Raw genomic sequence first — 12915 nt, forward strand, 5'->3', positions numbered from 1 at the left:
GGCGTTTCAGCTCGCCGGCGCGAACACCTCGATCGCGTGCGGTACCGCCTCGAAGACCGCCGGCAGCTCGCCGACGAGGTCACCGTCGACCGACACGAGGGCCGGCGGATCGCAGTACAGCTCGACCTCTGCGCCGCGCATGGTCCGGACGTTCGGACTGTCGATGTGCTTGCCCGTGAACACCTTCGGGAAGACGCGCGCAATCGTCCAACGTGCCAGCCGCGGTGGGTTGAGCGCGAGGGTCACGTCGAGCCGGCCGTCGGTGATCGACGCCTGCGGCGTGATCTTCATGCCACCGCCGTACGACGTGGTGTTGCCGATCGCGGCGAAGATGAGGTCGGATTCGACGGCCTGGTCGTCGACGCGGACCTGGTAGTGACGCGACCGCAGAGCGAGTAGTTCGAGCAGCGCCGCGATCGTGTACCGGGACTGTCCGCGCGGCCGGCGCATGTCGATGGCCCGCGCGGTGACCGCGGCGTCGAACCCGGTGGCGGCGACCGTGCTGAACAGCGCGGTCTGCCCGTCCGGGAAGCTGACCCGGCCGAGGTCGATGGGTCGCCGGTGGCCGGCCAGGATGACCTCGACGGCGTCGGCCGGCTCCAGTGGGATGCCGAGGTTGCGGGCGAAGTCGTTCCCGCTCCCGGCCGGGATGACGGCCAGCGGCTTGCCCGACCCGATCGTGGCCTCCACCGTCAGACGCACCGTGCCGTCGCCCCCCACGACGACGAGGACGTCGGTGTCCCCGCGGGCTGCCTTGCCGGCGAGATCGGCGGCGTCGGCGATGTCCTCGCCGACGATGATCTCCACCTTCACGCCGCGGGCACGCAGCAGTTCTGCGGCGTCGTGGGCGACGCGCAGGCCCGTTCCGTGCCGTGCGTACGGACTGGCCACGAGTGTGGCGTGTTCGATAGTCATATGAGTCGGCCCCCCGCCGTTCAAGTGATCCGTTACAGTGTTACACATCATGGCAATCCGTAACGAGGAGATCGGGGATCTCGTTCTGGATGCAGCACGGAGCTGTCTGCTGCGTAGCGGCGGACGCAAGGTGACTGTCTCCGAGGTGGCCCGACAAGCAGGCGTGAGCCGACCGACGGTGTACCGCCGGTGGCCCGACATCAACGAGATCATCCGCGGGCTGTTGACCCGCGAGGTCCTGGGGGTCGTCGAGGACGCCATCGGCGGACGAGGCGAACCCGCCGATCTGGATGCGCTCGTCGATCGGGTGGTCGCGGTCGTCGGCGCGCTCCGCGACGACGAACTGATCGCCTCGCTGTGGCGCGAGCAGCGAGACTTCATGGCGCCGTACGTCTTCGAGCGTCTCGGTACGAGTCAGCAAGGGGCGCTCGCGATTCTCTCGGACATGCTGTCCCAGGCCCAGGAACGGCGCCACGTCCGGGCGGGTGACGCCAAACGGATGGCGGCGATGGTGCTGCTGATCGCGCAGTCGTTCCTCCAGTCCGGGGCGCTGGTCTCCGACATCATCGCCGAGGGCTGGAGCACCGAGTTGCACGAGATGCTGGCCGGGTATCTGCGTCCGGCCGGTGCGGGCGTCGACGGATGACGTCGTGAGCGCCGGTCGCGCGGTGCGAGTCTGATGGCGACCCTGTCCGCCGACACCCGTCGTCGTGCGCTCGACCGTCTGACGTCCGGCGATCCCCTGGATCTGCTGGTCATCGGCGGCGGTGTGACCGGCGCCGGGGTGGCGCTCGACGCCGCGACCCGTGGCCTGCGCGTCGCGCTCGTCGAGAAGGACGACCTCGCGGCCGGAACCTCGCGCTGGAGCAGCAAACTCGTCCACGGTGGTCTCCGTTACCTGGCCAGGGGTGATCTGCGGATCGCGCGCGAAAGTGCCGTCGAACGTCATCATCTGATGACCGCCATCGCTCCGCATCTGATCGCTCCCCTCCGCCAGATCATCCCCGACCGTGGCGGCAGGCAGACCTCGATCATCCGATTGGGCCTCCGCGCGGGAGATGTGCTCCGACGCAACGCCGGTACCCCCGACTCGCTGTTGCCGCCGCCGACCCGGGTGTCGGCGCTGGAGACCCTCGCCCGCTTCCCGGCGGTGTCCCCCCACGGTCTGCGCGGTGGTATCTCCACCGCCGACGGTCAGCTCGTCGACGACGCTCGGCTCGTCGTCGCCCTCGCACGTACGGCGGCCGGCTACGGCGCATCCGTCTGCACCCGGGTGCGGGCCGAGCGCGTGGACGGCCGGGGGGCCACCCTCACCGATCAGTTGACCGGTGAGAGCTTCGACGTCGGCGCGCGGATGGTCGTCAACGCCACCGGTGTCTGGTCCGGCGGCATCGATGATGCACTCGCCGTACATCCCAGTCGGGGAACGCATCTCGTCGTCGACGCGGCGCGGTTGGGATTCCCCGACGCCGCGCTGATGACCCCGCTCGGCACCTCGGTGTCCCGGTTCGTTTTCGTGATCCCCGCGCAACTGGGGCGCGTCTACGTCGGCCTCACCGATGTCGCGGCGCCCGGGCCGATCCCCGACGTCCCGATGCCGGACGAGTCGGAGATCGACTTCCTGCTCGACGCCGTGAATCCCGCTCTCGCACGGCCGTTGGATCGCTCGGACATCATCGGCACGTTCGCGGGTCTGCGACCGTTGGTCGACACCCGCGGCGGCGGCCGCGACTCCGACGCCCTCGCCGACGTCTCCCGGCAGCACCACGTCGGCGTCCGCGGCGATGGTCTCGTCAACGTCCTCGGCGGCAAGCTCACCACCTACCGGCGCATGGCCCAGGACGCCGTCGACGCCGCGCTCGCGACCACCGACCTCACCGCCGGGGACTGTGTCACGGCCACGACCCCGCTTGTCGGAGCCCTGCGGAGTCCGCGCGAGCAGGGGCTGCCGGCTTCGCTCGTGCAGCGGTTCGGCGGGGAGGCGCCGGCGGTGGTGGACGCCGCCGTACTCGCCGGTCCCCTGGATCCGATCGTCCCCGGCATCGATGTCACCCGCGCCGAGATCGAGTTCGCGATCACGCACGAAGGTGCCCTCGACGCCGACGACATCCTGCACCGGCGCACGCGGATCGGCCTCGTGCGTGCCGACGCCGACGCGGCACGGCCGGAGATCGAGCGGATCCTCGGCGAGGTCCTCGGGTGAGCTTGCTCGGCGTCAGTAACCCATCGTGCGCAATGTGTCTGCGACGCGGTCGAGTTCGGACCGGCGTACGTCGAGGTGCGGGCTGATCCGGAGCACCGGATGCTCGGTCGCCAGCGGAGCGCGCCAAGTGTCCGCGGCGGTGACGAGGACACCGAGTGACAGCAGCTTGTCGCGGGCCGCGGCGACGTCGTCGAACTGCCATCCGGGCGGGGGTGCGAGGGTGATGATCGCCGACGGCTCGTCGATCGGCTCGAGGACCTCCCAGCTCGCGATGCCGTGGAGTCGTTCGCGGGTGACCCGGCCGATCTTCGCGAGTTCGCGGAAAACGCGCTGCTGGCCGATCTCGAGCAACTCGCGGACCGCGACACCGAGTCCGAGGCGCCCGGCGATGAAGGCCTCGGAACCGTCGATTCGTACCGGCCGCAACGAGTCTCGCCGCACCGCGACGAACCCGACGCCACGCGGGCCGGTGAGCCACTTGCGGCTGGTGCCGTAGACGACGTCGGCGCCGGTGACGGTGGGGACGTGACCGACCGACTGCGCCATGTCCACCACGACGGGCACACCGGCCCGGTGCGCGAGTTCGACGATCCGCGTGACCGGCTGCACCACACCGGACATCGAGCCGATGTGGCAGACGTGGATGAAGTCGGGCTGCTCGAACTGCAGCATGTTCTCGAGCGCGTCGGTGTCGACGTGACCGTAGACGTCCCCGTCGGGCATGGTCCGTACCGCGTACCCGCGGCGCTCGAACTCCTCGAGGTTGGGGCCGAATTCGTTCTTCGCCACCCACACGGTCGATGTGACGGGCAGGCTCCAGTTGGTGAGGAGGGCGCGCAGAGCGGCGCGGGCGCTCTCACGGAAGACCACCTCGTCGCCGGTGTGTCCGATCAGGGCAGCGAGATTCCTTGTGTCGCGCGCGATCTCCTCGGCGCGGTCGTCGGCGGCGACATACGACCCGCGTTCGGTCTCCCGCCAGAGATGCGCGGTCATCGCGCCGATCAGCGCGTACGACGAGCGGCCCGCCGAAGCAGAGTCGAGATGTGCCAGGGCTGGTTCGAGCCGGGCCGCATGCCACTGCTCGCCGAGATCGCTGACGTACATGGGCCACAACCTACCGGGTGGTCGAGGTGTCCACACCCATCGGGAACCGCACAGCGGGAACCCGGGCGCTGGGAACCGATCGATGGGAACCGGATCGGGCCCCGTTGCGTCCAAGACCTCATGGACCCGGCGATCGAGTACTTCTTCGGGACCGGCGACGGTCCGACGACGCGCTGGTCCGGGACCGCCGACCTCGCGCTCGGGGATCCGCGGTCCGATGTCCTGGACGCGATCGGGCTCGACTTCGACGGCGACGGCCGTCGCGATGACGCGATGTGGGACACCGACGCCGACCGTGTCGCCGACGTCGCCGCGCTCGACACCGACGACGACGGCGAGCCCGACGCCTTCTACCGCGACTCCGGTGCCGGTCTCTGGGACCGGCCCGTCGCGCGAGCCGACCTCGTCGGCGAACAACCGCCGCGGCGCGACGTCCCCGAGCGGACTCCGCAACCCCCGCCGGCGCAGGTCACCCGGGTCGATCTCGACGACGACGGCGACCCCGACGTCGAGATCGTCGGCGCCGACCGGGGCGGCCGGATCGTCGGCGAACGACTCTACGTCGACTCCGACGGGGACGGCAGCCACGATGTGATGCTGGTGGACCTGGATGCGAACGGCGTGGCCGACGCCGCCTACGACAACCGGGACCCGCGGTTCACGCGGCGGGGTCGGTGACGGTGTGCCGCACCGTCGTGGGCTCGGCGGACCAGTGCCCACGCGGATGCAGGAGGCGCACCACGAGCATGCCGAGCAGGTACAGCACCACCCCGAGCACGACGAGCCCGACCGCCCGGCCGTCGTCGGGGATCGCGAGGGCCGCGACGGTCACCGCACCCACGTAGGCGATGTTGAACACCGCGTCCTGCACCGAGAACACCTGTCCGCGCACCGCGTCATCCACGTCGACCTGCATCGCCACGTCGCCACACAGCTTGGCGATCTGGCCGATGAGTCCGAGTACGAACGCCGACCCGCAGATCACCGCGAACTCGAAGCTGAGTACGGACAGCTCGGCGAACGCGCCGACGGCCAGTGCGGCGAGCAGCGTCACGTACCGGCCCACCCGTGCCACTGCGATCGGTGTGATGACGGCGGCGAGAAGCGCCCCCGCGCCGGTGAAACCGATGACCATGCTGACGCGGTCGACCCCGTCGCCGGGACCCATCTGGCGCGTCAGCACCAGGATCATCAGTGTGTTCATCCCGAACACCAGCCGGTGGGCCCCGATCGCCGACAACGCGGCGGCCACGGTCTTGTGGTGGACGACGGCGCGGGCACCGTGCCAGAGTCCGACCGAGACCGCGTGCACGGCCGACCGACCCGGGTCGTCGGGCTCGTCGGGACCGAGTTGCAGGGGACGGAACCGATGCGCCAGCCCGCCGGAGACGACGGCCAGCACGATCCCGGCGATCATGGTGAGGGCACTGCCCACGTTGTCGTCGCCGAAGATCGCGCGGAGTCCCAGAGTGATGCCGAGACCGACGGTGAGCATCGCGCCGCCCAACGTCGTGAACAACGCATTGGTGGCGACCAGCACCTCACGCCGCGCGACGTGCGGCAGTCCGGCCGACAGTCCGGCCGCCACGAACCGGCTCGCACCCGTTGCGGCAAGGGCGGAGATCAGCACCACGACATCGGGTGCGCCGGAGGCGACGGCCAGTGCGACGAGCCCGATGATCAGCCCGCGCAGCAGGTTCGCGTACAGGAGGACGTTGCGTCGATCCCAGTGGTCGAGCAACGCGCCCGCGAACGGGCCGATGAGCGAATACGGCAGCAGCAGCACCGCGAGGCCACCGGCCACCGCGAGCGGATCCGCATGGCGCTCGGGGTTGAACAGGATGCTGCCGACCAGCGCGGCCTGGAAGATCCCGTCGGTGATCTGACTGGACAACCGGACCGACAACAACCGGCCGAGTCCCGGCGACGAACGGAGGGAGTGGACGAACACCGACCACCCGCGTTGGTCACGGGTCACCTGGGTGCTGCTCACCGATCCAGCCTACCGAGCTGACGATGGACGTCGTCGGCCACGGACGTGCGATGATGGTCGGGTGGCCGGAGGTGAAGACGCAGACGATCCCACACCGGAATCCCGCCCCGGAGAACACTCGGCGGACAGCGGTGGTGGTGCGCGTATGCCCGGCGTCCCCTGGGACGCCGACCCCACGCCACGGGTGCGCCCGGGCACCGCGCTGATCGCCTCGACCGATCTCATCGAACCCACCTTCGCCCGAACCGTCATCTACGTCATCGAGCACAACGAGTCGGGCAGTCTCGGGGTCATCCTCAACCGGATGAGCCAGACCGCCGTGCACAACCTCCTGCCACAGTGGACCGACATCGCGGCCTCGCCGCGCGCCCTCTATGTGGGCGGGCCGGTGAACCAGGAGGCGGCGCTGTGCCTGGGGGTGGTGAAACCCGGCACCGACATCGACGACGTGCCCGCCCTGCGTCCGGTCGACGGCCGGGTCGTCCTGGTCGATCTCGACGCCGACCCCGAGCCCCTCGCCGAGGTCCTCGAGGGCGTCCGGATCTTCGCGGGCTACAGCGGATGGGGCATCGGGCAACTCGACGACGAACTCGACCAGTTCAGCTGGATGGTCGCCTCGGCACTCCCCCGCGACCTGCTCGCGCCGCCGGCATCGGACGTGTGGTTCGACGTCCTGCGCAGACAGGCCTGGCCGAAACCTCTCCTCGCGACCCACCCGATCGATCTCAGCGTGAACTGAGTCCGTCCGTCCGGACGGTGATGCTGAGCATTGCCTGAGATACCCGGTGATCCACGTCACCCGCGGGGTGTTAGGTTGTGGACGCTTGATCAATTTTCGCTGGACAAACCGTGGAGTGCTCCAGCGCATGACATGCGGGGGTGTGCATGAGCGGGTCGAAGAGTGCGCGGGTTCTGGTCGGGGTGATCCTCGCGGTGGTCGCGCTGGTGGCGCCCATCGCCGTGGCGGGCGCTGCCCCGGTCGGACCCACCGGCGGCGCCGATGCGGCGCGATGGGCGGCGAGCCACGACGGCCCGCAACCCTATGCCGGCGTCAACGTCACCTGGGATGTGCCGATCCGGATGAGCGACGGCACGGTTCTCCGGGCCAACGTGTACCGCCCGGCCGACGCTCGCGAGCGTCCCACGTCGACGAAGACGCCGGTCATCGTCAACATGACGCCCTACACCAAGCTCATCACCACCGTCGGTTCCGCGGTGATGCAGAACCCGGTGCTCGAGCCCTACCTGCTGCAGATCGCGCGGTCGATCAACCTGTCCGGCACGCCGATCGACGGCATCAACGACATCGCGCACACCATCCGCGACGGCGGCGCGAAGACCTTCCTCGTCGACTTCGATCTGGTGCGCAGCGGTTACACGCAGGTCGTTGTCGATGTGCGCGGCACCGGTTTCTCGCAGGGAGTCTGGGACGTCTTCCAGTCGCGGGAACAGCGCGACACCATCGAGGTCATCGACTGGGCGTCGAAGCAGCGATGGTCCAACGGCAAGGTCGGGATGTCGGGTGTGTCGTACTCGGCGATCAACCAGATCCAGGCCGCGAACAAGAACCCGAAGGCACTCAAGGCGATCTTCCCGGTCGAGCCGGGCGGAGACCTCATCCGCGACATCGTCGCGCCTGGCGGCGCTCTGGGTGTCGGCTTCCTCCCGCTGTGGCTGACGCTGGTCAACACCACCAAGATGATCCCGAACGTCGCGTCGATGCTGAACGGCACCTTCGACTGGAAGTGGTTGGCGGACCGGATCTCCGACCCGTTCACCTTCTACCCACAGCTGTTCGCCGCTCTGCTCACCCCCGACATCTCGTCGGTGCCGCCGAACCTGAAGGCGTTGCTGGACAACAATTCCGAGCCGAGATCGTCGTGGCTCGACCACGCCGACCGCATCACCACGCCGACGTTCATCTACGGCGGCTGGTTCGACCTCTTCACCAACAGTGAAGTCCGGATGTACAACAAGATCCCGCTGCCGCCGGGCCAGAAGCAACTCATCATGGGCGACGGCTATCACCTGACGATCGGCGGTGGCCAGGAGGGCAGGCGCAACACCCCGCCCCGATTGGATGTCTTGCAGAAGGCGTGGTTCGACAAGTGGCTCAAGGGAATCGACAACGGTGTCGACGCCTACGGGCCCGTCAACCTCAAGCAGGTCGGCGACTCGTGGATCACCGCGCAGCAGTTCCCGCGCGCCGGGATGGAACGCCAGCGGCTCTACCTCAGCGACCGGCGCAGCGGTACCGCGGCACATGCGGTCCGTGACGGCAGCCTGACCCCGGCCGCTCCCGCATCTCGTGCCCGGATGACCATCGCGCCCGGACTGGCACCGATGTGTTCGCGCGACGCCGCGCAGCAACTGGCCGGTGCCCTCGCGATCTTCCCGTTCTGTGCTCTCGACGCACGCATCTCCGAGCGCGCGGCGCTGACGTTCACCACTCCCCCGATGACCACGACGCGCAGCGTGTCCGGGTACGCCAACGTGCGGTTGAACGCCGTGCTCGACGCCACCGACGGGTACTGGACCGCCACCCTCAACGATGTCGCTCCCAACGGGACGTCGAAGGTGCTGACCTCCGGCCAGGTGATGGCGTCGCTGCGCGGATACGACGACGCGAGGTCGCAGTTCGCGCCCAACGGCGACGTCATCGATCCGTTCTACGAGCTCACGTTGGCGTCACGCCAGCGCGTCGTGCCGGGCCGCCCGGTGAGTGTCGACATCGGTCTGCTGCCGACCGAGGCACTCATCAAACCGGGCCACCGCCTGCGGATCGACGTGTTCGCGATGAACTTCCCGCGCGGTCTGCCGTTGCGTCCGCTGTTGAACGAGTCCGGGCTCCGGCCGCAACACATCCAACTCGACCCGAACCGTCCGAGCTTCGTGAACCTGCCGCTGTCGACCCCGGTGGGCGCGGGTCGCTGATCAGCTGACAGAGTTACCCTTCGGTTCATTAGCGAACCTCAGTTCGACTCCTGGACTAGACCGCGGTCGCCCGTCGAGCTCAACCCAAGTCGCCGTTAGCTGAATACGAAGCCTCCTATTGTGTGCCTAGGCAGCCAGGACTCGTTTTCGCGTTCTGTCACGACGTAGGACTTAGCCGATATGGTCCAGGCGGTCTCAAGCATCGCAAGTCGGCAAGCAGAAGTGCACGGGAAGCCCATCCGCTAGCCTGGCGACCGTCTTCGACTCACTCGGCTAGCATTGCTCTCAGATGCTAGGCGAACAGAGGAGTGACTGCCAGGTGCGTTTCGCTCGAATCAGTGCAAGCAATTGGCGGAATTTCAAGACGCTCGATTTTCCGATCGAATCCAGACTGTTTGTTGTTGGCCCAAATGCCGCCGGAAAGTCGAACTTGATTGACCTCATCCGGTTTCTCGGTGATATCGCAGGCCCAAGTGGAGGCCTGACTGCGGCTCTCGAGAAAAGAGGCGGTCTCTCGAAAGTGCGGAGCCTATTTGCGAGGAACAACGAAGGCGGGCGTCTTGTAATCGAGGTGGACCTCACAGACGGAGAGGATCAGTGGGGCTACCGGCTTGCAATCCGTGGCGAGAAAGGCGGTAAGAATCGCCCGGTGGTCCATGAAGAATTCGTCACACTAAACGGTCGAACCCTCCTTCAGAGACCGAACCGGGACGATAGAGATGATCCCGAATTGCTCACGCAGACCCACCTTGAGCAGATTGCAGCGAATCAGCGTTTTAGAGTTCTAGCGGAGTACTTCGCTAAGGTCCGGTACTTCCACTTGGTTCCGCAGATCATCCGTGAACCATCTCGCTACGACATGCCGGGTGAATTCGGTGGGGAGTTTATCGCGCAGATGAATGCGGTGACACCTAAGACCCGCGATGCGTGGCTTCGCCGGATGCGGGACGCGCTACGGGCAGCTGTCCCCGAGTTTGAATCGCTTGACATCGAGGTCGACGATGCGGGAAAGCCTCATCTAATGGCTGGGTACAGGAATTGGCGACGGAACCCGGCGCGACAGTCCGAGGCGGAGTTCTCGGATGGAACGTTGAGGTTAATCGGACTGCTCTGGACGATGGTCAGCACCCCTGCCAATGGTGGAGTACTCCTACTCGAGGAGCCAGAGCTCTCGCTCAACGCCAGTGTTGTCCGTAAGTTGCCCGCTATGTTGTCGGTCTCGCAACGCACGAAAGAAATTCAAGTCGTCCTTTCCACCCACGCTCCAGAATTGCTCGATGATGAGGGCGTTCATCCAGATGAGGTCCTTGTGTTGAGGCCTGCTCGGGAGGGGACCCACGCCGAGCTGTTGTCACAGATTGAAGAGGCGACAGACGACTTAGCGGCTGAGCTGCCAACATCGGACATCGTTCAGGGCTTGATTGATCCTCGCGATCTTAGCGATCTTGTCACCGTCGGCCGTGACGGGAAGAAGCGTTGATAAGTGTTGTAGTGGAGGGGAGCTCCGACGAGGGGGCAGCACGGGCGCTAGTGCTCGCGGCGGGCGCTCAGGTGTCGAAAGTAATCGTCAAGAGTGGTAAGACGAATCTCGACAAGCTGATCAAGAACTATAACCGGGCTGCAGTTCGATCACCATATCTCGTTTTACGAGACTCGGACACAGTTTGCCCAGTGGAACTGCACGCAAACTTGACTAGAGAGATCGACGAGCTGATGCCTCTATTCAGACTGCGCATAGTCCACCCCATGACCGAGGGGTGGTTGCTCGCGGATGCTGATGGCTTCTCATCGTACTTCGGAGTAAGCAAGGCAGCGATTCCGCGTGATCCGGAGTCACTCGCACACCCGAAGGAGACGCTACTAGCTCTTTGCTCGAGATCACGCAAACGAGATATTCGTCAAGAAGTCGTCCGACGAGACGGCAAAGCGGGGCCCCTTTACGTCGAGCACCTGAATGAGTTCGCAGTTCAGCACTGGAGTGTAGAGGCCGCAGCCTCTCGAAGTGAGAGTCTGCGAAGGGCACTTGACCGCGTGCGCGAAATTGCGCAGAACGGCCCAGGTGATTGGACCTAAGTGCCTCAATCCATGAAAATCCGACCTCTAGTTTCCGATCAGGTCGGAGCGCCGGCCGCTTCGGCGTCGTCCGCCTCGCGTCCGTACCGGGTCGCCAGCCACGAACAGATCATGAGTTGGATCTGGTGGAAGATCATCAGCGGCAGCACGATGAGGCCGACGGTGGTGCCGGTGAACAGAACGGTCGCCATGGGCAGGCCGGTGGCCAGGCTCTTCTTGGTGCCGCAGAACTGGATGGCGATCGTGTCGGCGCGGTCGAAGTCGAGCCGCTTCGGGAGCCAGCCGGTGATCGCGAGCATCACGATGACGAGCAGCAGCGAGACGACGGTCACGGCGATCACCTGACCCACCTCCACCGACGACCAGATGCCCTGGACGACGCCCTCGCTGAACGCGACGTAGACGACGAGCACGATGGCGCCGCGGTCGGCGAGCTTGGTGATCTTCGCGTGCCGGGTGAAGAACGGGCCGACCCACCGGCGGGCGAGCTGCCCGAGCAGGAACGGCACCAGGATCTGAGCGACGATCTTCAGGACCGACGTCGCGTCGATGCTGATGTCGCCGGCGTTCTGCATCAGCGCGACCACCAGAAGCGGGGTCAGGAAGACGCCGAGGATGTTCGACGTGGATGCGCTGACGATCGCCCCGGCGATGTTGCCTCGGGCCATCGAGGTGAAAGCGATCGAGGACTGCACGGTCGACGGGACCAGGCATAGAAAGAGCAGTCCGGCATAGAGGTCTTCGCCGATCAGCGGCTCGACGACCGGTTTCAGCGCCAGTCCCACGATCGGGAACACGATGAACGTGAACGCGAGGATCGTGACGTGCAGCCGCCAGTGCCGGAGACCTTCGAGCGCCTCGCGTGGATGAAGTCGAGTGCCGTAGAGGAAGAACAGTGCGGCGATCGCGACGATCACCACCCAGTCGAGTGCCTCCGCCGCCGCGCCGCGAACCGGCAGGAATGCGGCCACCGCGACGGCGATGCAGATGGCCAGGATGAAGCCGTCGATCGGAGAACGATCGAGGAGATTCTTGAGAGTACGCATGGATGTGCCCAGAGATCAGTGGTGTGAGACGACGCCGGCCGGCTCAGGCCTGAGCCGAGTCGCCTGCGCAGACGCCGCGCAACGAGCAGGCACCGCAGCTGCTGGTGCCGCAGTCGGCCGCCGGGTCCGAGGGGTTCTCGTCGGCGGCATGGCTGTGGGCGTCGCCGCCGGAACAGCAGGAACAGCCCTCGTCGTCGGCGGGTACGGCGGCAGCGGCGCGTACCCCGATCCCGCTGACCAGTCCGACCACCACGAGCGCGGCCACCAGCGCGACGAGTCCGAAGGCCAGTGCCCACCCGCCCGGGACGGCAAGGGTCGCGATGGCCCCCAGCGTGAGGATCACCGACGCGCCGAGGGTGCCCGGTCCGGCGATGCGGTTGGCGACGCGGAAAGCCTCGTCGGATCGCATGGTCTCCGTGGAGCGAACGCCGATCCAACGATTGCGCGGGAGGGTGCCGCGGAGTCCGCGGATTCCTACCACCGCCCAGAGTCCGGCCAGCACGAAGAGCAGTACGGCAACGGCGACGGACACGGCATTCACGACCCACAGCATACGACCGTGCGTCGTACCGAGGTGAATCGGTATCTGACGAGCCGGTGCCGCCCACGGCGGAGGCGACCGGATTGGGGGCGGCGACGGACAGGAT

At 66.9% G+C, this 12915-nt stretch carries 11 protein-coding genes; 6 read left to right on the top strand and 5 right to left on the bottom strand.

All coding sequences use genetic code 11. The annotated features are described in order from the left end of the window. Window positions 1–6: 6 nt before the first annotated feature. Window positions 7–915, bottom strand: a complete 909-nt coding sequence (locus tag FFS52_RS06020; protein WP_137809153.1) for a YegS/Rv2252/BmrU family lipid kinase — start codon at window positions 913–915, stop codon at window positions 7–9. A gap of 49 nt (window positions 916–964) precedes the next feature. Between FFS52_RS06020 and FFS52_RS06025 the strand changes: the two genes are divergently transcribed. Continuing rightward, window positions 965–1561 carry a TetR/AcrR family transcriptional regulator gene (locus FFS52_RS06025; RefSeq protein WP_065630859.1) on the top strand — a complete coding sequence of 199 codons (597 nt, stop codon included), beginning with the start codon at window positions 965–967 and terminating at the stop codon, window positions 1559–1561. A 33-nt stretch (window positions 1562–1594) separates the two neighbouring features. Further along, window positions 1595–3118 (top strand): glycerol-3-phosphate dehydrogenase/oxidase, encoded by a 1524-nt coding sequence (locus tag FFS52_RS06030; RefSeq protein WP_137809154.1) that lies wholly within the window; start codon window positions 1595–1597, stop codon window positions 3116–3118. 12 nt (window positions 3119–3130) lie between these two features. On the opposite strand, the gene FFS52_RS06035 is transcribed toward FFS52_RS06030, so the two are convergent. Continuing rightward, the gene (locus tag FFS52_RS06035) at window positions 3131–4222 is read right to left on the bottom strand and encodes an aminotransferase class V-fold PLP-dependent enzyme (protein WP_137809155.1); all 1092 of its coding nucleotides are present in this window, start codon (window positions 4220–4222) and stop codon (window positions 3131–3133) included. A 120-nt stretch (window positions 4223–4342) separates the two neighbouring features. On the opposite strand from FFS52_RS06035, the gene FFS52_RS06040 reads away from it, so the two are divergent. Beyond that, window positions 4343–4900, top strand: coding sequence for a hypothetical protein (locus tag FFS52_RS06040; RefSeq protein ID WP_137809156.1), 558 nt, complete (start codon window positions 4343–4345; stop codon window positions 4898–4900). On the opposite strand, the gene FFS52_RS06045 is transcribed toward FFS52_RS06040, so the two are convergent. Continuing rightward, window positions 4881–6215: an MFS transporter gene (locus FFS52_RS06045; RefSeq protein ID WP_137809157.1), complete on the bottom strand. Its 1335-nt coding sequence runs from the start codon at window positions 6213–6215 to the stop codon at window positions 4881–4883. The two genes, FFS52_RS06040 and FFS52_RS06045, sit on opposite strands and share 20 nt — an antisense overlap. A gap of 145 nt (window positions 6216–6360) precedes the next feature. Between FFS52_RS06045 and FFS52_RS06050 the strand changes: the two genes are divergently transcribed. From FFS52_RS06050 to FFS52_RS06060, 3 genes are all read left to right on the top strand, one after another. Then, on the top strand, window positions 6361–6954 hold the full coding sequence (locus tag FFS52_RS06050; RefSeq protein WP_065630864.1) for a YqgE/AlgH family protein: 594 nt from the start codon (window positions 6361–6363) through the stop codon (window positions 6952–6954). Between the two features lie 146 nt (window positions 6955–7100). Beyond that, window positions 7101–9149: a CocE/NonD family hydrolase gene (locus FFS52_RS06055; protein ID WP_137809158.1), complete on the top strand. Its 2049-nt coding sequence runs from the start codon at window positions 7101–7103 to the stop codon at window positions 9147–9149. A 319-nt stretch (window positions 9150–9468) separates the two neighbouring features. Next, complete coding sequence (locus FFS52_RS06060) at window positions 9469–10629, top strand: ATP-binding protein (RefSeq protein ID WP_137809159.1); 1161 nt, start codon at window positions 9469–9471, stop codon at window positions 10627–10629. A gap of 631 nt (window positions 10630–11260) precedes the next feature. Here the strand turns inward: FFS52_RS06060 and FFS52_RS06070 are convergent. Both FFS52_RS06070 and FFS52_RS06075 read right to left on the bottom strand, forming a co-directional pair. Beyond that, entirely contained in the window at window positions 11261–12268 is a 1008-nt protein-coding gene (locus FFS52_RS06070) for a bile acid:sodium symporter family protein (RefSeq protein ID WP_137809161.1), read from the bottom strand. A 43-nt stretch (window positions 12269–12311) separates the two neighbouring features. Continuing rightward, entirely contained in the window at window positions 12312–12821 is a 510-nt protein-coding gene (locus tag FFS52_RS06075; RefSeq protein ID WP_137809162.1) for an SdpI family protein, read from the bottom strand. Window positions 12822–12915 lie beyond the last annotated feature (94 nt).

Origin of the sequence: Gordonia sp. ALPHA1B1 (assembly GCF_005502615.1) — a bacterium.
Lineage (GTDB): Bacteria > Actinomycetota > Actinomycetes > Mycobacteriales > Mycobacteriaceae > Gordonia > Gordonia hongkongensis.